Origin of the sequence: Umezawaea sp. Da 62-37 (genome assembly GCF_032460545.1) — a bacterium.
Taxonomy (GTDB): Bacteria; Actinomycetota; Actinomycetes; order Mycobacteriales; family Pseudonocardiaceae; genus Umezawaea.
In genome coordinates, this window is record NZ_CP135965.1 from 10,959,532 (window position 1) to 10,981,040 (window position 21,509).

The 21,509-nt window shown below is 72.9% G+C and carries 23 protein-coding genes; 16 read left to right on the top strand and 7 right to left on the bottom strand.

What is annotated here, in order from left to right:
- Positions 1-3: 3 nt before the first annotated feature.
- The 3 genes from RM788_RS49355 to RM788_RS49365 all read left to right on the top strand — a co-directional run bounded on the left by RM788_RS49355 (position 4) and on the right by RM788_RS49365 (position 2,485).
- Positions 4-825: a LysR family transcriptional regulator gene (locus tag RM788_RS49355; protein WP_315928413.1), complete on the top strand. Its 822-nt coding sequence runs from the start codon at positions 4-6 to the stop codon at positions 823-825.
- Positions 826-912: 87 nt separating this feature from the next.
- Entirely contained in the window at positions 913-1,773 is an 861-nt protein-coding gene (locus tag RM788_RS49360) for an NAD-dependent epimerase/dehydratase family protein (protein ID WP_315928415.1), read from the top strand.
- A 184-nt stretch (positions 1,774-1,957) separates the two neighbouring features.
- Complete coding sequence (locus tag RM788_RS49365; protein WP_315928416.1) at positions 1,958-2,485, top strand: DUF305 domain-containing protein; 528 nt, start codon at positions 1,958-1,960, stop codon at positions 2,483-2,485.
- A 204-nt stretch (positions 2,486-2,689) separates the two neighbouring features.
- Here RM788_RS49365 and RM788_RS49370 read toward each other — a convergent pair whose 3' ends face one another.
- Positions 2,690-2,974 (bottom strand): tetratricopeptide repeat protein, encoded by a 285-nt coding sequence (locus RM788_RS49370; RefSeq protein ID WP_315934930.1) that lies wholly within the window; start codon positions 2,972-2,974, stop codon positions 2,690-2,692.
- A 275-nt stretch (positions 2,975-3,249) separates the two neighbouring features.
- On the opposite strand from RM788_RS49370, the gene RM788_RS49375 reads away from it, so the two are divergent.
- Positions 3,250-3,405 (top strand): hypothetical protein, encoded by a 156-nt coding sequence (locus tag RM788_RS49375; RefSeq protein WP_315928418.1) that lies wholly within the window; start codon positions 3,250-3,252, stop codon positions 3,403-3,405.
- Between the two features lie 68 nt (positions 3,406-3,473).
- On the opposite strand, the gene RM788_RS49380 is transcribed toward RM788_RS49375, so the two are convergent.
- A complete protein-coding gene (locus RM788_RS49380) occupies positions 3,474-3,734 on the bottom strand; it encodes a hypothetical protein (RefSeq protein ID WP_315928420.1) in 261 nt (86 codons plus the stop codon).
- Between the two features lie 214 nt (positions 3,735-3,948).
- Between RM788_RS49380 and RM788_RS49385 the strand changes: the two genes are divergently transcribed.
- The gene (locus RM788_RS49385) at positions 3,949-4,359 is read left to right on the top strand and encodes a hypothetical protein (RefSeq protein ID WP_315928422.1); all 411 of its coding nucleotides are present in this window, start codon (positions 3,949-3,951) and stop codon (positions 4,357-4,359) included.
- On the opposite strand, the gene RM788_RS49390 is transcribed toward RM788_RS49385, so the two are convergent.
- The gene (locus tag RM788_RS49390; protein ID WP_315928424.1) at positions 4,248-5,447 is read right to left on the bottom strand and encodes an AfsR/SARP family transcriptional regulator; all 1,200 of its coding nucleotides are present in this window, start codon (positions 5,445-5,447) and stop codon (positions 4,248-4,250) included. The genes RM788_RS49385 and RM788_RS49390 overlap by 112 nt on opposite strands.
- A gap of 66 nt (positions 5,448-5,513) precedes the next feature.
- A complete protein-coding gene (locus RM788_RS49395) occupies positions 5,514-6,518 on the bottom strand; it encodes an NsdA family TPR-like regulatory protein (protein WP_315928426.1) in 1,005 nt (334 codons plus the stop codon).
- A 162-nt stretch (positions 6,519-6,680) separates the two neighbouring features.
- On the opposite strand from RM788_RS49395, the gene RM788_RS49400 reads away from it, so the two are divergent.
- The 5 genes from RM788_RS49400 to kdpC are packed head-to-tail and all read left to right on the top strand — an operon-like array spanning position 6,681 to position 11,398.
- Positions 6,681-6,971: a hypothetical protein gene (locus tag RM788_RS49400; protein WP_315928428.1), complete on the top strand. Its 291-nt coding sequence runs from the start codon at positions 6,681-6,683 to the stop codon at positions 6,969-6,971.
- Complete coding sequence (gene kdpF, locus RM788_RS49405) at positions 6,968-7,069, top strand: K(+)-transporting ATPase subunit F (protein WP_315928430.1); 102 nt, start codon at positions 6,968-6,970, stop codon at positions 7,067-7,069. The genes RM788_RS49400 and kdpF overlap by 4 nt, the downstream gene beginning before the upstream one ends.
- Positions 7,069-8,709 carry a potassium-transporting ATPase subunit KdpA gene (gene kdpA, locus RM788_RS49410; RefSeq protein WP_315928433.1) on the top strand — a complete coding sequence of 547 codons (1,641 nt, stop codon included), beginning with the start codon at positions 7,069-7,071 and terminating at the stop codon, positions 8,707-8,709. Before kdpF ends, kdpA begins: the two co-directional genes overlap by 1 nt.
- The gene (gene kdpB, locus RM788_RS49415; protein ID WP_315928435.1) at positions 8,706-10,787 is read left to right on the top strand and encodes a potassium-transporting ATPase subunit KdpB; all 2,082 of its coding nucleotides are present in this window, start codon (positions 8,706-8,708) and stop codon (positions 10,785-10,787) included. Before kdpA ends, kdpB begins: the two co-directional genes overlap by 4 nt.
- Positions 10,788-10,789: 2 nt before the next feature.
- Complete coding sequence (kdpC, locus tag RM788_RS49420) at positions 10,790-11,398, top strand: K(+)-transporting ATPase subunit C (protein WP_315928437.1); 609 nt, start codon at positions 10,790-10,792, stop codon at positions 11,396-11,398.
- A gap of 43 nt (positions 11,399-11,441) precedes the next feature.
- On the opposite strand, the gene RM788_RS49425 is transcribed toward kdpC, so the two are convergent.
- Entirely contained in the window at positions 11,442-12,347 is a 906-nt protein-coding gene (locus RM788_RS49425; protein WP_315928439.1) for an NADP-dependent oxidoreductase, read from the bottom strand.
- A 294-nt stretch (positions 12,348-12,641) separates the two neighbouring features.
- Here RM788_RS49425 and RM788_RS49430 point away from each other — a divergent pair, with 294 nt between their 5' ends.
- The 5 genes from RM788_RS49430 (at position 12,642) to RM788_RS49450 (ending at position 17,713) form a co-directional block, all read left to right on the top strand.
- Complete coding sequence (locus RM788_RS49430) at positions 12,642-13,454, top strand: MBL fold metallo-hydrolase (protein WP_315928441.1); 813 nt, start codon at positions 12,642-12,644, stop codon at positions 13,452-13,454.
- The gene (locus RM788_RS49435) at positions 13,451-14,068 is read left to right on the top strand and encodes a DedA family protein (RefSeq protein ID WP_315928443.1); all 618 of its coding nucleotides are present in this window, start codon (positions 13,451-13,453) and stop codon (positions 14,066-14,068) included. The genes RM788_RS49430 and RM788_RS49435 overlap by 4 nt, the downstream gene beginning before the upstream one ends.
- Positions 14,065-16,158, top strand: a complete 2,094-nt coding sequence (locus tag RM788_RS49440; RefSeq protein ID WP_315928445.1) for a phage holin family protein — start codon at positions 14,065-14,067, stop codon at positions 16,156-16,158. The genes RM788_RS49435 and RM788_RS49440 overlap by 4 nt, the downstream gene beginning before the upstream one ends.
- 134 nt (positions 16,159-16,292) lie before the next feature.
- Complete coding sequence (locus tag RM788_RS49445; RefSeq protein WP_315928447.1) at positions 16,293-17,117, top strand: GAF and ANTAR domain-containing protein; 825 nt, start codon at positions 16,293-16,295, stop codon at positions 17,115-17,117.
- A gap of 185 nt (positions 17,118-17,302) precedes the next feature.
- A complete protein-coding gene (locus RM788_RS49450) occupies positions 17,303-17,713 on the top strand; it encodes a hypothetical protein (protein ID WP_315928449.1) in 411 nt (136 codons plus the stop codon).
- A gap of 7 nt (positions 17,714-17,720) precedes the next feature.
- Here RM788_RS49450 and RM788_RS49455 read toward each other — a convergent pair whose 3' ends face one another.
- Entirely contained in the window at positions 17,721-18,575 is an 855-nt protein-coding gene (locus RM788_RS49455) for an alpha/beta fold hydrolase (RefSeq protein WP_315928451.1), read from the bottom strand.
- A 175-nt stretch (positions 18,576-18,750) separates the two neighbouring features.
- Between RM788_RS49455 and RM788_RS49460 the strand changes: the two genes are divergently transcribed.
- Entirely contained in the window at positions 18,751-19,911 is a 1,161-nt protein-coding gene (locus RM788_RS49460; protein ID WP_315928453.1) for a PucR family transcriptional regulator, read from the top strand.
- Positions 19,912-19,933: 22 nt separating this feature from the next.
- Here RM788_RS49460 and RM788_RS49465 read toward each other — a convergent pair whose 3' ends face one another.
- A complete protein-coding gene (locus tag RM788_RS49465; RefSeq protein ID WP_315928455.1) occupies positions 19,934-21,454 on the bottom strand; it encodes a family 43 glycosylhydrolase in 1,521 nt (506 codons plus the stop codon).
- Positions 21,455-21,509 lie beyond the last annotated feature (55 nt).

Genomic DNA, 21,509 nt, shown 5'->3' on the forward strand with positions numbered 1-21,509 from the left:
GGGATGCTGGACAGCGATATCGACCTGCGCGCCCTGCGGTACTTCGTCGCGGTGGCCGAGGAGGGCAACTTCACCAGGGCCGCCGAGCGGCTGTCCATGTCGCAGCCGCCCCTGTCGCGGGCGATCCGCGAACTGGAGGACGCGATCGGCGGCCCGCTGTTCGTGCGCGGGTACCGCAGCGTGGACCTGACCCCGGCGGGCCGGGTGCTGCTGGAGTCGGTGCACGACGTGGAGGCCGGGATGCGGCGGGCGCTGACCCGCACCCGCCGGGCGATGGGCGCGCAGCCGCTCCGGCTGGCGTGCAAGGGGTGCGACGCCCCGCTGCTGGGCGACCTCGTGGCGGAGTACAACGAGCGCCACCCGGACGCGCCCGCCGAGACCGTCGTCACCGGGTCCGCGTCGCACGCCGACCGGCTGCGGGACGGGTCGCTCGACGTGGCGCTGCTGAAGGAGGGCTTCGACGGCGCCGGTCTCGACAGCGAACCGCTGCGCGCGGAGCCCGTGGTGGTGGTGCTGTCCGCGCGGCACCCGCTGGCACGACGGGAGGTCCTGCGCGCCGAGGACATCGCGGGCGAGCCCCTGGTGTCCGAAGTGGACGACCTGTCGCAGCTCCTCGCCGCCCTGGCGCTGGGGAAGGGGATCGCGGTGGTGTCCACGGCGATCGGGACGGCCCTGGCGGGCAGCGGGAGCGTCGTCGCGGTGCCCGTGACCGGACTGCCCGGCAGCGTCGTGCACGTCGTGTGGGCCGAGCGGTCCACGTCCACCGCGGTCGCCGCGTTCGTGCGGATGGCGGTCGAGGCGGTCTCGGCGTCCGCGGGGGTATAGCGCGATACCGAGCCGATCCTTCTGCCAGAGGGGGATCGCTGGTGTGGTCATGAGGTCGAATCCACGATCCCACCAGGAGTTCCCACCATGCACGTCTTCCTCACCGGCGGCAGCGGCTACGTCGGCCGCGCGCTGCTCACCCGGCTGGTCGCCGACGGCCACCGGGTGACGGCGCTCGCCCGCTCGGACGCCGCCGCCGGGCTCGTCGGCAGGGCGGGCGCCGAGGTCGTCCGGGGCGACCTCACCGATCTCGCCGTGCTGCGGGTGTCGGCGGTCGGCGCGGACGCCGTCGTGCACACGGCCGTCGACTACACCGACCCGGACATGGGGCCGTTGGAGGAGAAGGCGCTCGACGCGATGCTCGGCCACGGCCGGTTCGTCTACACGAGCAGCACGCTGGTCTACGGCGACACCGGCGACCGGCGGGCCACCGAGGACACGCCCGTCGCGGCCGACGGCGTGCAGCCGTTCAAGGTGGACGGTGAGCGCCGGGTCCTCGCCGAAGGCGGGCTCGTGCTGCGGCCCGGTCTCGTGTTCGGCGACGGCGGGTCGTCCATGATCGGCGGGATGCTGGCGGGCGCGCGGGAGTCCGGCGCCGCCACCTACGTCGGCGACGGCGCGAACGCGTGGTCGGCCGTGCACGTGCGCGACCTCGTCGAGCTGTACGCCCTCGTGCTCACCCGACCGGTGGAGACCGGGGTCCTCAACGCGGTCGCCCATCCCGCCCCGACCATGCTGGAACTCGCGACCGCGGTGGGGCAGGTGACCGGGACGCCCGCGGTGTCGATTCCCGTGGAACGGGCCAGGGAGACGATGGGGCCGTTCGCGGACCAGCTCACCCGGCCCCTCGTCGCGGACTCCTCGCGCGCGACGGCGCTGGTCGGCTGGCGACCGCAGGGCCCCGGCCTGCTGGAGGACGTCACCACCGGGTCGTACGCGGCTCGGTGACCGGGTCGGTGCCGGGGGGACGGGGCACCCCCGGCACCGGGCTCGCAGCCCGCCGGGTCGATCGGCCGGTGTGGACCGGTCCGTCTACCTGCGGTGATGCGGTCCCGCCCGATTGGTCCGTATTTCTCTGAACCGACCGGACGGTCCATCCGTAGTCGTGTTCAGGAGCCCCAGGAGGTTGTACATGCGCGCCCGTTTGCTCGTTGCGTTGGTCGGTTTCGTCGTGCTGGTGTCAGGTTGCTCGATCGCGAGCGGCACAGCTGCGACGCAGGCGGGCGCGAACGACACAGACATCCGTTTTTTGTGGGACATGGTCCCGCACCACAAGCAGACGCTGGAGATCAGCTCGCTGGTGCGGAGCCGGTCCAAGAACCCCGAGGTGATCAAGGTCGCCGACGCGATCACCGCCGAGGGCACGTCCGAGATCGACAAGATGAACGGCTGGCTGACCGAGTGGAAGGTCGCCGTCGCCGACTCGGGCCACCAGGCGCACGAGATGGTGGTGTCCCCCAAGGACGTCGACCAGCTCAGCGGGTACAACGGCGCCGACTTCGACAAGCAGTGGGCCGCCCTGATGGGCAGGCACCTGCGTGACGGTGTGCAGATGGCGGAAGCCGTCGGCAGCGGCGGCACCCACCAGGGTGTGCGCGCGCTGTCGAAGGAGATGATCACCGTGCAGAACGGGCTCATCTCCGATCTCGACAAGGCCTGACCAGAAGGCACCGCGAACCGGTGGCCTCCGGGGTGGATCCACCCCGGAGGCCACCGGTTCGTCGTTCCCCGGAGCGAACACCGGCTCTGGCCTGCGGTTCAATCTTTCCTCAACCCCCGGCTGCCACTGTCTTCACGTCAGGGGGCGGCATCACCACGGGGGTGGCGACGTCGGGTCCACGGGGTGGGCCCGACGTCCGGCCGCTCATCCGTCCGGGGTGGACCGCTCCAGCGCGGCCAGCCTGGGTTCGAGTTCGGCCACGTCGGAGCCGCGTCGCTGGTCGCGCAGCATCCGCAGCGTCTGCTGCCAGATCCGGCGGGCCTGGCGGTGGTCGCCGAGGGCGGCGTGCTCGCCGCCGAGCCGGATGAGCATGTCGGCCTCCTGCGACGGGTTCCCGACCGAGCGCCACAGGGCGACGGCCTGGCGCAGGTGCTCCACGGCGTCGGCGTGCCTGCCCGTGTTGCCCGCGACGAACGCGAGGGTGCCCAGCGAGCCGCACTCGCCGGGATGAAGCCGAGTCCGCGAGCGAGGCCTCGGCGTTGGCCCTGGCCGATTCGTGCCGGCCGAGCCAGGACGAGTAGGCGCCGACGGCGTTGAGCGCCTCGGCCGCCCGAGCCCGGAGCCCGCACGCGAGGTAGCGGCGCAGTGCCTGCTCGGGGTGCTCCAACGCCCGCGCGTGGTCGCCGCGCTGGAACCACGCCACGGCCAGGGCGCGGTGGGTGTGACCCCGCACGGCGTCGTCGCCGAACTCCTCGGCCATCGCCATGGCGGCGCGCAGGTGGTCGGTCGCCTCGGTGTGCCTGTCCGTCCGGGAGGAGATGTCGCCGGGGAACCGGCGGGCGAGCGCCTCGGTGGTCCGCGCGCCGAGCACCCGCGCGCTCGCCAGGCCGTGCAGCCACATCGTCCGCTGGTGCTCGTAGTACCCGTGCCAGTGGTCGAACGTGTTCAGGCACCACGCCAGCTGCCAGACCCTGTTGTGCAGCCCCAGTTACACCGCCACCCGCTGCACCTCGCCGAGCACGTCGTGCTCCGCCTCGAACCACGCGCGGGCGGCGGTGTCGTCGGCGAACGCGATCGGGTGGCAGTCGGGCACGGCCGGTTCCGGCGTGATCGGCGTGCGGAGCGGCTCGACGAGCATCGCCCCGCTGAACGCCGTGAGCGTCGTGAAGTCGACCAGCCTGCGCAACGCGGGCTCGCGCGTGGCGGCGGCGGCCTGCTCGGCGGCGTGCAGCCGGACCAGGTCGTGCATCCGGAAGCGGTTCCCGCGCTGCCTGCCGACCAGGTTCGCGGTCTCCAGCTCCGCGCAGCACGGCCCTGGTGCGGTCGGGTGGGAACGGGCTGAGCGCGACCGCGGAGGCCAGGTCGATGTCGGCTCCGGGCGCGACACCGATCAGGCCGATCAGCACGACGGCCTCCGGGGACAGGGCGCGGTAGGACCACGACAGCACCGCCCGCAGGCTCAGGTGCGACTCGCCGGTGTCCAGACCGTCCAACCTGGACACCTGGTCGCCGAGCTGGTCCGCGAAGTCCGCCAGCGGCAGGCCGGGGTGCACGGCCGCGCGCGCCGCGACGACGCCCAGCGCCGGCGGCAGGCCGCCGCAGTGCTCCACCAGCCGGGCGACCGCGGCGGGCTCGGCGGCGATCCGCCGCGCGCCGAGCCGCGCGCCGAGCAGGTCCACCGCCTCGGCCCCGGACAGCGGCTCCAGCGGCACGGGGCGCGCCCCGTGCCGCACGACCAGCCCGGTCAGCAGGTTGCGGCTCGTCACGACCGCGGTGCAGGTCGGGCTGCCGGGCAGCAGCGGGGTGACCTGGTGGGCCTGGCCGCGTTGTCCAGGACCGCAAGCATCCGCCTGCCCGCGACCAGGCTGCGGTAGAGCGCCGCCCGGTCGTCGGTGTCGGCGGGGACCGCGTCGGCGGTGACGCCGAGCGCGCCGAGGAACCCGCGCAGGACGGCCGCGGGCTCGACCGGGTCCGCGTCGGGGTCGAAGCCGCGCAGGCCCGCGTACAGCTGGCCGTCCGGGAACCGGTCGACCTCCTGGTGCGCCCAGTGCAGGGCGAGCCACGTCTTCCCGAGCCCGCCACCGCCGCTGACGAGGGAGACGTGCGTGGTGTCCCGGCTCCGGTCCTGCCGGTCCAGCCGCTCGCCGAGCTCCTTCAGCTCCTCCGCGCGCCCGGTGAACACGCCCGGCCGGGCCGGGAGCTGGCGCGGCACGACGCGGTGCGCGACCGCCGGTGCCACGGCGTCGGCACCGGCGAGGACCCGCTGGTGCAGGTCGCGCAACGTCGCCGCGGGCTCGGCGCCCAGTTCGTCGAGCAGCCGGTCGCGGAACTCCCGGTAGTGCGCGAGCGCCCTGTCCAGCCGCCCCGCGCCGTGCAGGGCGACCATCAGCTGACCGGCCACCCCCTCGTCCAGCGGGTGCTCGTCGGCCAGCGCGGGCAGCGTCGACAGGGCGGCCGAGTGCCTGCCGAGGCGCAGGAGCACGTCGACGCGGTCCAGCTCCGCGGCCAGTCGCGCGGCGGACAGCGCGGAGCGCAACCCGTTGGCCCACCGGGTGTCCAGCCCCACCAGCGGCTCCGCCCGCCACAGCCCGAGCGCGCGCTCGTACAGCTCCACCGCCCGCCGGTCGTCCGCGGTCCCGCGCGCCTGCGCGAGCAGCCGCTCGAACCGGTGCAGGTCCACGTCGTTCGCGGCGACCACCACGGCGTACCCGCCCGTCCGCCGTTCGATCACCAGGCCGCCGCCCGCCACCTTGCGCAGCCGGGCCACGTAGGTCGCCAGCGTGCCCCGCGCGGTCGCGGGCGGCCGTTCACCCCAGACCCGGTCGAGCAGTTGGTCCGCGGTCACCACCCGGTTGGCGTCCACCAGCAGCGCGGCGAGCACCCACCGCTGCCTGGCGTGCCCGACCTCCACGGCGGTACCCGCGACGTGCGCCCGCACGGGGCCGAGCAGCTCGAACTCCACCGGTGTCCCCTCCCCGACGTGGCACCCCAGCGCCACCGGATGACGGGTCCGGCTCCACGGGACCGGTCAGGGAGTCGTCCGCGCGCCCGGTCGGACGCGGTCGCGGCGGTGGGTGGTGGCGGGGCGGAGCGCGTCGATGCGGGCGGTCAGGCCGTCGGAGCGGCCGCGCAGGCGCGAGACCACCTTGCCCAGCAGCAGGAGCCTGGCCGTGGTGCGGACGGAGTCGAGGCGCTGGCACAGGTCGACCGCCTCGTGGCCGACGGCGGTGCCGTGCTCGGCGTGGCCCGACACCAGCAGCGCGGTCGAGAGCGAGATGAGGCACATCGCCTTGCTGCGCACCATGTTCGCGCTGTAGCCCTTGGCGGCCACCGAGAGTTCGGACACCGCGAGGTCGGCGAACCGGGGGTCGACGGTCTGCGCGAGTTCGGTGTGGACGGTGCCGGTCAGCGAGAGCAGGTCGGTGGTCGTGAAGAACGCCGCCCAGCCCGGCGCCTCGTCCGGGTCGGCCATGGCGAACTCCTCGGCGGCCCGCGCCAGCAGGGTCTGCGTCTCCTCCCGCGCGCCCATCCGCGCCTGCGCCCACGCCTGGTTCGCGTGCAGGATCGCCATGGCGAGCGCGGAGCCGCAGGCGAGGGCGGCACGGGTGCCGAGCCGGAACTCGGCGGACGCGCGGCCGGTGGCGCCGTGGTGCAGGTAGACCCGGCCGAGGCGGTAGCGGACGTCGGCGGTCAGGGCGTTGTCGCCGTCCGCCCCCGCGAGTTCGAGGGCCCGGTGGAACTGGCGGAGGGAGTCGTCGTGCAGGCCGGTGTCGAAGCAGACCCAGCCCGCCAGGTTGTGCAGGTCCGCGACCGCGCGGCGCATCCTCGCGGCGACCCCGGTCGAGGCGGGGACGCGGAGCAGCGCGTCGGCCATGGGCAGGGCGCCCACCACGGTGTCGACGCAGTGGCCGCCGCCGTGCTCGCCGTCCACGGACCGCAGGATCCGGGTGGCCTCCTCGACGGCGTCGACGTCGGCCGCGCCCATTCGCGGACGGGTGGGGTAGGAGCGGGGAACGGGACTGGGCGCCGCCATGGACATACCCCTCCGGTGTGCGGAAGCCGATCTGGCTGCTGTCCGCCGCGGACCGGGGGGCGAACCCGCGTACCTCATCGTGCCACTTCCGGGGCGTTAAACGGGGTGCGAAGCCCACTACGCACGGTGATTTTCGCGCGTACCCGTGAACGGGTGCGTGTCGTGGGCACGGCGGAACCCGGCAGGTTCGCGACATTGGGTGATGCCGTGTCGCCGCCGTCACCACGGCGTCAGGAACGCGTCAACGGGCTCGTCGCAGGTGTCAAGGAAGCGTCAGGGAAGCCCCGAACGGCTGAGTTGGGGGTGCACGCTCCGTGTGCGGCCGCCGTCGGGGTGGCCCGGAGCCCAAGTGGGGAAGGAGCATCGCAGATGGCCGACCTGGCCTACGCCTTGCTGCTGATCGGTGTGTTCGCGTTGACGGCGCTCGCGCTGCGCGGTCTGGAGCGGTTGTGAGCGGCACCGGGGTACTGGCGAACGCCGTCGCGGGCGTGCTCGCCCTGCTGCTGATCGGGTACCTGTTCGTCGCGCTGATCAGGCCGGAGAAGTTCTGATGCCGTCCACCCTCGCCGGCCTGCTCCAGGTCGGCATCCTCATCGCGGCGCTGGCGGCGGTCCACCGCCCGCTGGGCGACCACATGGCCCACGTGTTCAGCAGCGTCAAGCACACCCGCGTCGAAGCGCTGGTGTACCGCGCCGTCCGGGTCGACCCGGACTCCGAGCAGCGCTGGGGCACCTACGCCCAGGGCGTGCTGGGCTTCTCCTTCGTGTCCGTGGTGTTCCTCTACCTGCTGCAACGCCTGCAACCGCTGCTGCCGTTCGACTTCGGCCGCGGCGCGGTCGCTCCGGGGATGGCGTTCGACAACGCCGTCAGCTTCGTCACGAACACGAACTGGCAGTCCTACGTGCCCGAGGTCGTCATGGGCCACGCGGTGCAGCTGGTCGGCCTGACCGTGCAGAACTTCGTCTCCGCCGCCGTCGGCCTGGCGGTCGCGATGGCGCTGGTCCGCGGCTTCACCCGGTCGCGGACCGACCGGCTCGGCAACTTCTGGGTCGACCTGGTCCGCGGCACGCTGCGCGTCCTGCTGCCCATGGCGTTCGTGTCCGCCATCGCCCTGCTGGCGCTCGGCGTGGTGATGAGCCTGCGGTCCGGTGTGACCGTGGTCGGCCCCGACGGCGTCGCGCACACCATCGCGCTGGCCCCCGCGGCGAGCCAGGAGGCGATCAAGCTGCTCGGCACCAACGGCGGCGGGATCTTCAACGCGAACTCCGCGCACCCGTTCGAGAACCCGAACCCGTGGACCAACCTGCTGGAGATCTTCCTGCTGCTGGTCGTCCCGGTGTCGCTCACCCGCACGTTCGGCACGCTGGTGGGCAACCGCAAGCAGGGGTACGTGCTGCTCAGCGTCATGGGCGCGCTGTGGGCGGGGATGCTCGCGGTGATCTGGTGGGCCGAGTCCACCGGCCTGCGTCCCCTGGAGGGCAAGGAGACCCGGTTCGGGATCGCCGGTTCGGCGCTGTTCGCCGACTCCACCACCGGCACGTCGACCGGCGCGGTGAACGCGGCGCACGACAGCTTCAGCGGTCTGGGCGGTGGCGGGACGCTGCTGAACATGCTGTTCGGCGAGATGACGCCCGGCGGCGTCGGCACCGGCCTCTACAGCGTCCTGGTGATGGCGGTCATCGCCATGTTCCTGGCCGGGCTGATGGTCGGCCGCACACCGGAGTACCTGGGCAAGAAGCTCGGCAGGCGCGAGGTGACCGCCGCGGCGGTGTCGATCCTGGCCATGCCCGCGGTCGTCCTGCTCGGCGCCGGCATCGCGTTGATGCTGCCCGGCGAGATCGGCAAGGCGTTGAACAACCCCGGCGCGCACGGGCTGTCCGAGGTGCTCTACGCCTACGCGTCGGCGTCGAACAACAACGGCAGCGCGTTCGCGGGCCTCACGGCCACCAGCGACTGGTTCCAGTCCTCGCTCGGCGTCTGCATGGTGCTCGGCCGGTTCATCCCGATCGTCGCCGTGCTGGCGCTGGCCGGATCGCTGGCCGCCCAGCGGAAGGTCCCGGAGTCGGCGGGCACCCTGCCCACCACCGGACCGCTGTTCGCCGCGCTCCTCGCGGGCGCCGTCGTGCTCGTCGCGGCGCTCACGTTCATCCCCGCTCTCGCACTCGGTCCCATCGCGGAGGCACTGCTGTGACCACCACAACCCATCGTCCACAGCGGACCGTCGAGGACGTTCCGCCGCCCGCGCGAGGGCGTCAGGTCGGCGGGGGAGTGTTCGACCCCCGGCAGCTGCTGACCTCGTTCCCGGACGCGCTGCGCAAGTTCGACCCGCGCCACCAGCTCCGCAACCCCGTCATGTTCGTGGTGTGGGTCGGATCGGTGCTGGTCACCGTGTTCGCGATCGGCGACCCGAGCGGGTTCTCCATCGGCGTGGCGGCGTGGCTGTGGTTCACCGTGCTGTTCGCCAACCTCGCGGAGGCGGTGGCCGAGGGGCGGGGCAAGGCGCAGGCGGAGTCGTTGCGCAGGAGCAAGGAGGACGTGGTCGCCCGCAGGCTGGTGGACGGCGTCGAGGAACGCGTGCCCGGCGGCGGACTCCACGTCGGCGACCTCGTCGTGGTCGAGGCGGGCGAGGTTATCCCCGGCGACGGCGACGTGGTCGAGGGCATCGCCGCGGTCGACGAGTCGGCGATCACGGGGGAGTCCGCGCCGGTGATCCGCGAGTCCGGCGGCGACCGGTGCGCGGTGACCGGCGGCACGACGGTGCTGTCCGACCGGATCGTCGTGCGGATCGGCAGCAAGCCCGGCGAGTCCTTCGTGGACCGGATGATCGCGCTGGTGGAAGGCGCGGAGCGGCAGAAGACGCCGAACGAGATCGCGCTGACGATCCTGCTGTCCACGTTGACGATCATCTTCCTGCTCGCCGTCGTGGCGCTCCAGCCGATGGCGGCGTATTCGGGCAGCGCCCAGTCGGTGATCGTGCTGACCGCGCTGCTGGTGTGCCTGATCCCGACCACGATCGGCGCGCTGCTGTCCGCGATCGGCATCGCGGGCATGGACCGGTTGGTGCAGCGCAACGTGCTGGCCACCTCCGGCAAGGCGGTCGAGGCGGCGGGGGACATCGACACGCTGCTGCTGGACAAGACCGGCACGATCACCTTCGGCAACCGCCGCGCGACCGACCTCGTACCGGTCGGCGGGACCACCCCGGAGCAGTTGGCCGAGGCCGTCCGGCTCTCCAGCCTCGCCGACGGCACACCGGAGGGCCGCAGCGTCGTCGAGCTGTGCGCGGAGCGGTTCGGCCTGCCCGCCGAGGCGAGCGACCACGAGAAGACCGGCGTGTTCGTGGAGTTCTCCGCGAACACCCGGATGAGCGGCATCGACCTGGACGGCAGGCGGATCCGCAAGGGCGCCGCGAGCGCGGTCCGGGCGTGGGTGCTGGACAACGGCGGCGAGGTCCCCGACGCGGTCGGCACCGCGGTCGACCGGATCAGCGCCCAGGGCGGCACGCCGCTGGTCGTCGCGGACGGCGGCGTCGTGCGCGGGGTGGTCCGGCTGTCCGACGTGGTCAAGCCCGGCATGAAGGAGCGGTTCGCCGAGCTGCGGGCGATGGGCATCAAGACGGTCATGGTGACGGGCGACAACCCGTTGACCGCCAAGGCGATCGCGGACGAGGCCGGTGTGGACGACTTCCTCGCCGAGGCCAGGCCCGAGGACAAGATGGCCCTGATCCGCAAGGAGCAGGAGGGCGGCAAGCTGGTCGCGATGACCGGCGACGGCACCAACGACGCCCCCGCGCTGGCCCAGTCCGACGTCGGCGTCGCCATGAACACCGGCACGTCCGCCGCGAAGGAGGCGGGCAACATGGTCGACCTGGACTCGGACCCGACCAAGCTGATCGAGATCGTGGAGATCGGCAAGCAGCTGCTGATCACCAGGGGAGCGCTGACCACGTTCAGCGTCGCCAACGACCTCGCGAAGTACTTCGCGATCCTGCCCGCCATGTTCGCGGGCATCTACCCGCAGCTCGACAAGCTCAACATCATGCACCTTGCGACCCCGCGGTCGGCGATCCTGTCCGCGGTCATCTTCAACGCTCTGATCATCGTGGTGCTGATCCCGCTGGCCCTGCGCGGCGTCCGGTACCGGCCCTCCAGCGCCTCGGCGCTGCTGCGGCGCAACCTGCTGGTCTACGGCCTTGGCGGCGTCGTGACGCCGTTCGCCGGGATCTGGCTGATCGACCTGCTCGTCCGACTCATCCCTGGAATCGGGTAACCGTGAACAACCTCGCCAAGCAGACCCTCGCCGGACTGCGCGTCCTGCTGGTCCTCACCGTGATCACCGGCGTCCTCTACCCGCTCGCCGTGTGGGGCCTGAGCCGGATCCCCGGCCTCCAGGCCAACGCCGAGGGCTCAGTCATCACCCGCGACGGCCAGGCGGTCGGCTCGTCGCTGATCGGCGTCGATCCGATCGCCGCGGACCCGGCGAACGACCCCTGGTTCCACACCCGCCCCTCCGCGCTGTCGAAGGACCCGCTCGGCCCCGGTGACCCGTCGTCGTCGTCGGGCAGCAACAAGTCCGCCGTGAACGAGGACTACGACGCCGTGATCGCCGAACGCCGAACCCTTGTCGCACAACGCGAAGGCGTCCCGTCGGACCAGGTCCCCCAGGACGCCGTCACCGCCTCGGCCTCCGGTCTCGACCCGCAGATCAGCCCCGCCTACGCCGACCTCCAGGCGAACCGCGTCGCACGGGTCACCGGCCTGTCCACTGACCTGGTCCGCGCGCTGGTCACCGAACACACCACCGGCCGCGGCCTCGGCGTGCTCGGCGACCCGGCCGTGAACGTCCTGGAACTGAACCTCGCCGTCCAGGCCGCACGCTGACACCCTCCCGGCCCGCGACCGGATCGCGGGCCGGGAGCCCGCCTCACACCTTGATGACGATCTTCCCCAGCGTGTGCCCCTTCTCGGCGAGCGCGTGCGCCTCGGCGATGCGGTCGAGCGGGAACTCCTCGGCGACGTGCGGCGTGTAGGCGCCACGCCCACCCAGCTCGGAAGCCTCGACCAGGATCGAGGAGTCGTTCTCGGCGCTCACGACCCGCACACCGAGCGCCGGCGCGTTGACGAAGTCGGCGACCGTCACAACCCGGTCGGCACTCCCCGCGATCGCGACCAGCTCGGCCAGCGACCCGGACGCGGCGGCGTCGAGCACGACATCGACCCCACCGGGCGCGAGCGCCGCCACCCGCTCCGCGAGACCGTCACCGTAAGTCGTCGGCAACGCGCCCAGTTCGGCGAGGAACCCGTGCTTCGGCTCACTCGCGGTGCCGATCACCGTCGCACCACGAGCCACCGCGATCTCCACGGCAGCAGTACCCACCCCACCCGCGGCACCCTCCACCAACAACGTCCGCCCGCTCAACTCCCCCAGCGCGTTGAGCCCACGGGCAGCGGTCACGTACACCAACCCCGCCGCACCCGCTTGCGCCATCGTCCACCCCGCGGGCACCGCCGCCCACGCCGACAACACCGCGAACTCGGCACTGGCCCCGAACACCCCACCCAGCCCGAACACCTCGTCCCCGACCGCCACCCCGGTCACACCCTCGCCGACCTCATCGACGATCCCCGCCGCGTCCCGCCCCGGAATCGCCGGGAACTCGACCTCCAACATGCCACGAGCAGCCCCGGACCGAACCTTCCAGTCGATCGGATTGACACTGGCCGCCACAGTCCGAACACGAACCTCTCCCGACCCCGCGTGCGGCTCAGGAGCCTCCTCGACGATCAGGACATCACTGCTGCCGTAGTCGTGGAAGCGCGCTGCGCGCATGAAAACCCTCCTAGGTACCGACCTGATTGCTCCACAGAAAGTATCGGTCCAAGTGGAATCCGGCTTCCCGACCACCACAACACCAACCCACAAGCACCACAACGGCGACAACTCCACAAGCACCACAACGGCGGCGAACGCGCCCGCACCCGGAGCACGGCGGGCACCGATGGCCTGTTTCGAGGGATCAAGCCGCCCCACCCACCAATCCACCCTCCCCTCCCACCTCCACACGGCCCGGCACACGCCCCGCCACACGAGCCGCTCGAACGCGAAGTTGCGATACTGGCGTCCGTGCCCCCTCTCGGTCTGCGGTTCATCGGCCACTCCACCACCCGGCTGGAGCTGGCGGGACGGGTCGTGCTGACCGATCCCGTGCTCACCGACCGGGTCTCCGCGTTGACCAGGCAGACCGCGCCGAGCACCGCCGCCGACCGGGCCGACGTCGACCTCGTCCTGCTGTCGCACCTGCACGGCGACCACGTGCACCTGCCGTCGCTGCGCCTGCTGGGCCGGGACGTCCGGGTCGTCGTGCCGCGCGGCGCCGGGGCGTGGCTGCGGTCGAAGGGCTTCCGCCGGGTCGACGAGCTGGCGCCCGGCGAGGAGCTGGCCGACGGCGACCTGCGGATCACGGGTGTGCCCGCGGCGCACTCCGGCCACCGCTGGGGGCCTCGCTCGACCCGCGGCCCGCAGGCGGTGGCGATGGGCCACCTCGTCGAGGGCGACGGGGTCCGCGTGTACGCCGCCGGCGACACGGACCTGTTCCCCGCCATGGCGGAGCTACCCGGCGTCGACATCGCGCTGCTGCCGGTGTGGGGGTGGGGGCCGACGCTCGGGCCCGGCCACCTGACGCCGTCGCGCGCGGCCGAGGCGGTGGGGCTGCTCAAGCCGAGGGTCGCCGTGCCGGTGCACTGGGGCACGCTCGCGCTGGCCGGTCTGGCGCGCGCGCCGGGCAAGGCGGGTGCGCGGATGCGGCGGTTGCTGGTCGACCCGCCGGACGAGTTCGCCGCCGCCGTCACCGCCGCCGGGTCGCCGACCCGCGTGCTGGTCACCCCGCCGGGCTCCGACGTGGCCCTGCCCGACACCGTCCGGGACCCCCGAGGATGAGCGCGCTGTCAGTGGACTGGGCCGACCCGTCGACCATCGGCTACCCGGCCCTCTTCGGCGGTGTGCTGCTCGGTTCCGTCGTCCCGATCGTGCCGACCGGCGCCGTGGTCGGCGCCGCCGCCGCGATCGCCGTCAGCACCGACCGGATGAACCTGGTGCTGGTGGTGCTGTTCGCGGCGGTCGGCTCGCTGATCGGCGACCTCGTCACGTTCGCCGCCGCGCGCGGCGGCAGCACCGCCCTGCTGCGCTGGTTCTCCCGCAGGCAGTCCGAGGAGAAGCTCGCGGCCGCGCGGGAGAGGTTCACCCGGCAGGGGTGGCTGGTCGTGGTGATCGGCCGGATGGTGCCCGCGGGCCGCATCCCCGTCCTGCTCGCGGCGGGCGCGCTCGCCTACCCGTGGCGGCGGCTGGTCCCCGCGGCCGCCGCGGCCTGCCTGCTGTGGTCGGTCGCGTACGCGGCGCTCGGCGTCGTCAGCGGCGGCCTGTTCGACCACCCCGTCGTCGCCACGCTCATCGCGACCGTCCTGGTCCTCGTCGTCTCGGCGCTGTCCGCGCTGGTGGTCCGGCACCGGGAACGCGGTCGCGCCAAGGCCACCACCGGGAAGGAAGCCCCATGACACCGGTGGAGGACACCGACACCGGACGGCTGCTGCGCGGCGGACGGCTGATCGCCCGGCTCCTGCTGGTGTGGGTGCTCGTGGCCGTCGAACTGCACGTGCTCGACGTGGTGCTGGAGGACTTCGCGCTACCCAGGTGGTGGCAGCCCACGGCGTTCGCCCTGCTCTACGGCGTGCTGAGCGCCGTGGTGTGGCCACTGGTACTGCGGGTCGCGCTGCCCGTGGCGATCTTCACGCTCGGCATCGGCTCGCTGCTGCTGCTCGGCGCGGGGCTGCTCGCGGTCTCGTTCGTGCTGCCCGACGTGGTGGTCGCCAACCTGCGCACGGCGGTGCTGGTCGTGGTCGCCGTGTCGGCGGTGAGCGCGCTGGTCAGCAGCCTGCTGTCGATCGACGAGGACGAGGTGTTCTTCCGCCGCGCGGCCCGCCGGTTCCGCCGGGCCGGGGATGGTGACGAGGAGCAGCCTCCGGGCGTGCTGCTGCTCCAGATCGACGGGCTCGGCTACGACACCGTGCGCCGGGCGGTCCGCGACGGCGACCTGCCCACGTTCGCGGCCTGGCTGGCCGAGGGCAGCCACGTGCTCACCGACTGGCACTGCGACTGGAGTTCGCAGACCGGCGCCAGCGTGTGCGGGATGCTGCACGGCTCCAACGAGGACATCCTCGGGTTCCGCTGGTACGAGAAGGACCGCGACCACGTGATGGCCTGCGCGCACCCGGCCGACGCCGCGGAGATCGAGCGGCGGCACTCCGACGGGCGCGGCCTGCTGGCGGGCGGGGGCGCCGCCCGCAGCGGCCTGTTCACCGGCGACGCCGACCACGCCAGCCTCACGATGAGCGCGGTCCCGTTGCTCACGCCCTCCCGGCGCCGGGCCCGCAACGCCAACGGCTACTACACCTACTTCGCGAACCCGGTGAACCTGGTGCGGACGGTCGGCGCGGCCGTCGTCGACATCCTGCGCGAGGTGTCCGCGTCGGCCCGGCAGCGCCGCGCCGACGTGCGGCCGAGGGTGAAGCGGGGCGGCTTCTACCCGTTCGCCAGGTCGGCCACCACGGTCATCACCCGCGACCTGGTCGTGTCAGCGATCATCGGCGACATGATGGAGGCGCGTCCGGTCGTCTACGCCGACTTCCTCGGCTACGACGAGGTCGCCCACCACACCGGCATCGAGCGCTACGACGCGCTGGCCGTCGTCCGGGCGATCGACCAGCAGATCGGCAGGCTGCACCGGGCGGCCAGGCTCGCGCCGCGCCCGTACCGGCTCGTCGTGCTGTCCGACCACGGCGTCACGCAGGGCTGGGCGTTCACCGACCGCTTCGGCGAGTCGATCGAGGCGCTGGTCGGCAGGCTGTGCGGCGCCGAGCCGCGCAAGGGCGGCCGCGAGCGCGCCAAGCCGACCAACCCGTGGCAGCTCGACGCCGCGCTGGCCGAGGCGGGCCCGATCGCCCCCAGGCTGCGCGCCCGCGCGGGCAAGTCGCCCGACCACCGGCACCGCACCCCCGAGGGCGCGCCCGGCGCGGTCGCCCGCGCGGCGCCCGGCGTCGTCGTGGTCGTGTCCGGCCACGTGGCCATGGTGTCGTTCACCGAGCACGCGGGCCGGGTCGACCTGGAGACCGTCGAACGCGAGTTCCCCGACCTCCTGCCCGCCCTCGTCGACCACCCCGGCGTCGGCTTCGTCCTGGTCCGCAGCTCCGAGACCGGGCCCGTCGTCCTCGGCCGCGACGGCGTCCACCGGCTCGCGACCGGCTCGGTCACCGGCGAGGACCCGCTGGCCGGGTACGGCCCGCACGCGGCGGACCTGGTCCGCCGTACCGACGGCTTCGCCCACTGCCCGGACCTGCTCATCAACAGCCGCTACTCCCCGTCCACCGACGACGCCTCCCCGTTCGAACCGCACGTCGGCTCCCACGGCGGCCTCGGCGGCGGCCAGTCCCGCGGCTTCCTCGTCCACCCCGCCGACCTGCCGCCCGTGGGCGAGATCGTCGGCGCCGAGGCCCTGCACCGGGTCCTCCGCGGCTGGCTCACCCACCTCGGCCACCCCGAGCCGGAGCCCCGCCCCGCCGACGCCGGCAGCAGGGTCGGCGCCCCGTAGGTCCGGATCCGTTCGCGGAAGGCGGTGCCGGTCCGGACGGGCCTCGGCGTGTTCCGAGGCCTCCGCCACCTGGATCGGCCGCCGCCCCGCGCTCGTGTTGGAATGGCCTCCGGGGGCGACAAGGAGGGTGCGACGTGGCGGATGAGCAGGACTGGAGCAGTGCCAAGGAGCGGTTCGTCGTGGACGCCTACGACGCGGCGCTGGCGAACCCGACACCGACCGAGGACCACTCGCCGCCGGGGAGTCCGCTGGTCGAGCAGTTCACGCTGCTGACCCGGTCGCTGCTCGACGCGCGGACGATCGGCGAGGCGCTGGAGCGCGTGGTGGCGGCGGCCGTGGCGGTGATCCCCGGTGTGGACGTGGCCAGCGTGACGATGCGCGCTCCGGACGGCACGTTCCACACGCCGATCGAGACCCACGAACTCGCCCTGGACCTCGACCAGGTGCAGTACGCGACCGGCGAGGGCCCGTGCGTGGACGCCGCGCGGATGCCCGGACCCGCGCTGGCCTACAGCGGCGACCTCGCGGCTGACCCGAACTGGCCGGTCTTCGGGCCCGCGGCGGCGGCGCGCGGGATGAGGTCGCTGCTGTCGACGACCGTGCTGCCGAACGTCAGGCCGCCGCAGCTCTCGGGCGCGCTGAACCTGTACTCCGGCGAGCGCCACGGCTTCACGGCCGCCGACCGGGACACCGCGCTGCTGCTCGCCACGCACGCGACGCTCGCGCTGATGGCGACGACGGCGCTGACGAACGCCGAGCTGAACGCCGCGGAGCTGCGCAAGGCGATCGACAGCCGCGACGTGATCGGCCAGGCCAAGGGGATCCTGATGCACCGCCGCGGCATCACCGCCGACGAGGCGTTCGAGGTCCTCCGCAAGACGTCGCAGAACCTCAACGTGAAGCTCGCCGAACTCGCGGGCACCCTGGCCTCGCGGCACACCGAGATCGACCTGCCCTGATTCCCATTCCGGTGACGCTGAGTGATCGGCTGCGGCGACCGCGTCACCCGGAAACACTTTCGGGGCCGTCCGGATCGCCGTGAGGTAGTGCTTCCGTATGGAGCAGACCGTGCAGCGCTTCCATGCGGGTGCACGTGCAGATGCACGAGGACAGGTGACTGTGGAGTGACCTAGACTCACTCCCCGTGCGCAGCCAACCGATGGACCTCCTGCAACGGTCTTCGACGACGCTCCTGCCGGACGCGGACCACGACCCGATCGCAGTCCTGGCCGACGCCGTGGACGCCGCGATCGCCGACCTGGGGGACACCCCCGCGTCCGGAACCGGGGCGGGCGCCGCGGTGGACGCCATGCTGATGCGGTTCACCGCCGCCATGTCGCCGGTCCGCGCCCGGATCGCCGAGCTGACCGCCGCGGAGCCGGGAGGGCAGCTGGTGGTCGTGATCGGCTACCTGTCCAACGCCTTCACCCAGGCCTCGGAGGGCAACGTCCGGGCGACCCGCGCGGCGCTCATCGCGGCCAGCGTCGCACTGCTGCGGCTGACCGGCGACGGGCACAGCGCGGGCGGCCTCGACGTCCCGTACTGGCGGTTCTGAGCGGGCTCTACGGAGCCCAGCGCCTGACGAACGCGAGCGACACGTCGCAGACCTCGCGCCAGCCGTGGTCGATGACCAGGCTGTGCCCGCGGTCCGGCATCGTGACCGCCTCGGTGTGGCCGGGGTTCTTCTGCTGCTTCCGGAAGATCGCGCCGGTGATCGCCGGGGGAGCGGTGTTGTTCTTCTCGCCGGACATGACCAGCATCGGCCCGCGGCCGGGGTTGCGGTAGTCGGCCTTGGCCTCGGTCCACGGGTTGAGGTTCGCGGTGGCGGCCTGGAACAGCGGGGCGCCCGACGCGGGCACGGCGAACTCCTCGTACAGCGCCCGTGCCTCGTCCTCGTCCACGGCGTTGGTGAACGCGAAGCGGAACTGGTCGTAGGTCAGCGGCACGGCGCGGTGGTGGTTGAGCGGGTTGCCCAGCACCGGCGCGGCGGCGCGCAGCGCGGACACCGGGAGCGGCAGCACACCGCGGAACGGGGCCGCGTCGATAGCGACGGTCGCGGCGGACAGCCCCCGGCCCGCGACGATCTGGGCGAGCAGGCCGCCGAAGGAGTGCCCGACGACCGCGGGCTTGCGGTCGAGCTTCCCGATGATCGCGGCGTAGTGGTCGGCGACCTGCCCGACGGTCTTGCCCGCGAACACCTCCGGATGGGCGTTCGCCTCCTCGACGGTGTCCGGGTCGTCCGGCCAGCCGGGCGCGACGGGGGCGTAGCCCGCGTCGGCGAACACCGCGGCCCAGCGGTCCCAGCTGCTCGGCAGCAGCCACAGCCCGTGGATGAACACGACCGGCGTGAGGCCGCTCGCGTTGGCCCGGTCGACCTGTTCCTCCGCGGTGGCTGGTGGCTGCGGGCTGCTGGACATGGCTCTCCTCGTTCGTGGTGACTACCAAAGCGGGTTCCGGTCGGTGCGAAGGCCCGGCCACGCGCTTTCGGTTGTGGCGCAACAAGCATCACCGACAGGAGCGATCACCGCCATGGTGTGGCTGTCGAAGTCGACCGGGCGTGCTTTGTCATCCGTGCCAAAGTAGGGTCGCGCGATGACGACGCGAGGCCGTGCCAACCGACGGAGGCTGGTGGCCGCGCTGGCCGTCGACGCCGAGCCGTTCGGCGAGCGGATCCTGACCCGCCTGCGCGCGGAGATCCCGGTGTACGGCCGACGGGGCGCGGACGACCTGCTCCCCGCGATCCTCACCAGTCGGGCGTGGATCCTGGAACCGCTGGAAGAGGGACGGACGTTCACCGACGACGAGCTGGCCGCGTTCAGCTCCTACGGCGAGGTGCGCGCCCGCCAGGGCATCCCGGCCGAGGACATGCTCCGCGCGTGGCGGCTGTCCATCCGCGAGTTCTTCGACGACATGGTGGCCGCCGGACGCCTGCTGCGGATGACCGACGGCGCCCTGCTGGAGCTGACCCGCGACCTGCTCGCCACCACCGACGCCGCGATCCTCGCGTTCAGCCAGGGCCACCACCGCGCCGAGATGGAGCTGGCGCGCCAGGAGGAGCACCGCCGCACCGACTTCGTGCGCGGCGTCCTGCTCGGCGGGCTGGGTTCCGCGGGGATCCGCCAGCAGGCGCTCCGCCACGGGCTCGACCCCGACCGCGAGTACCACGCGGTCCGCGCCCGCCCGGCCGCGGAGACGCCGATGGCCGTGGTCGAACGACTGCTCGGGTTCGAAGGGCACGGCGGCCGGGCGCGGGGCATGGTGGCGCTGGTCGAGGGCGACGTCGCCGGGTTCGTCGACCGGATGCCCGCCGACGCGGCCGGGGTGGTGATCGGCGTCGGGGCGCCCGCGCGGCTGGACCTGCTCGCGCCCGCGTTCCACCGGGCCACCCGCGCGCTGGCCACCGCCACGGCGTTCGGCCTGACCGGCGTCCACGACCTGGGCGGTCTGGGCCTGCTGCCCGCCGTGCTGGCCGACGTGGACGTGAGCGACGAGCTCGCCCGCCGCTACCTCCGGCCGCTGGGGGACGGCGAGGCGGCCAAGCCGATCCTCGAGACCGTGCGGCGCTACCTGTCGTCGGGCTGGCGCGCGGACGTCACCGCGCGGGAGATGTCCGTGCACCACAACACCGTGCGCTACCGGGTGCGCCGGTACGAGGAGCTCGCGGACGTCGACCTGCGTGACCCCGACCGGGCCCTGGAGGTGTGGTGGGCGCTCCAGCACGCCCGCCTCGGCGAACGCCCCGAACGGCGCTGAGGCCGTCCGGGGCGCGACCGGGCTACTTCCGGGCGACCGCGACGTTGTCGAAGGTCGCGGCGGTGTTGTACACGCGCACACCGGTCGAACCGGTGGTGTACGAGGTGTCCGTGACGGTGATCTTCGGCGTCGCGAGGTCGTTGACGAACACCTTGATCGACGACCCGACGGCCTCCACGCGGAGGTGGTAGCGGGTGCCCGGCGTGATCGTCATCGGCGTTGACGCCAGCGGGGTCCAGTTGTCGGCGGCCTTGCCGAGGACGACCCGGCCCGCCGCGCTGATCCCGGCGTAGTAGCCCCGGTAGCCGTCCACCCCGGCGTTCGGCTGGGACGCCCGGAACACGATCCCGCTGTCACCGGACGCCGACGTCGTGGTGACGTCGGCGTCGTAGGACAGGTTGCCGAAGTTGTTGTCCAGCAACGCCTTGCCGCCGAACGAGGACGTGGTGGTGTACTGGCCGGCGCGCGCCGCCCACGTGCCGCCGCCGTAGGTCGTCCAGCCGATGGCGTTGTCGTCGCCGAAGTCGTCCTCCACCTTCATCGACACCGATTGGATCTTGCCGTCGGCCGCGAAGTACATCCGGTCGTAGGCGAGCTGCCGGTCGTTCGCGCCGGTCCTGCTCAGCGGCCTGCGGTGGTAGAGGATGTACCAGATGTCGGTGCCGGGGACGTTGAGCACCGAGTTGTGGCCCGAGCCCATCGCGACCGCCGAGTCCTGGGCCAGCACCCTGTCCACCTTGGCGAACGGTCCCGTCGGCGAGTCGGAGATCGCGTAGGACACCGAGTAGTTCGGGCCGGTCCAGCCGCCCTCGGACCACATCAGGTAGTACTTGCCGTTCCGCTTGAACATCTGCGGACCCTCGGTGTAGTTCGCGGGCGTGATCTCCTTGTACGTGCTGCCGTCGGCGAACGTGCCGAGGCTGGTCATGTCGGCGTTGAGCTTGGCGACGTTCGCGTGCCCCCAGCCGCCGTAGTAGATGTAGGCCTGCCCGTCGGAGTCGACGTACACGTCCTGGTCGATGGGCTGCGCGCCGTTCACGAACTGGCCGATCAGCGGCTTGCCGATCGCGTCGGCGTACGGGCCCTCCGGCCGGTCGGCGACCGCGACCCCGATGCCGCCGGTCTCGGAGTTGCTCTGGATGTCGTTCGCGCCGAAGTACAGGTAGTACTTCCCGTTGCGCTGCACCGGCGCGGGCGCCCAGACGGCCTTGTGCGCCCACGAGACGTTCGCGGTGGTCAGCACGTTCGGGTGCTTGGTCCAGTGGACGAGGTCGGTGGTGGAGAAGGCGTCCAGGTACGTCTGCTGCTCGTAGGGCCGCGACGAGGTGGGGTAGACCCAGTACGTGCCGCCGTAGTCGGCGACGTCGGGGTCGGCGTACCACCCGTCGACGAAGGGGTTGCCCGCCTCCGACGTCGAGTAGTCGGGCACGGCGGCCGCCGGTGCCGCGGTGGCGGCGAGGGCGGGGAGGCCGCTCGCCAGCAGGGCCGCGGCGAGCGTGGACAGGAGGGCTTTGCGGGTGAACCGGTACCGGTTCGAGGACATGGCAGCTCCAGTGCAGGGGCCGGACTCCGCGTCACGGAGGATTTGCAACGTTGTA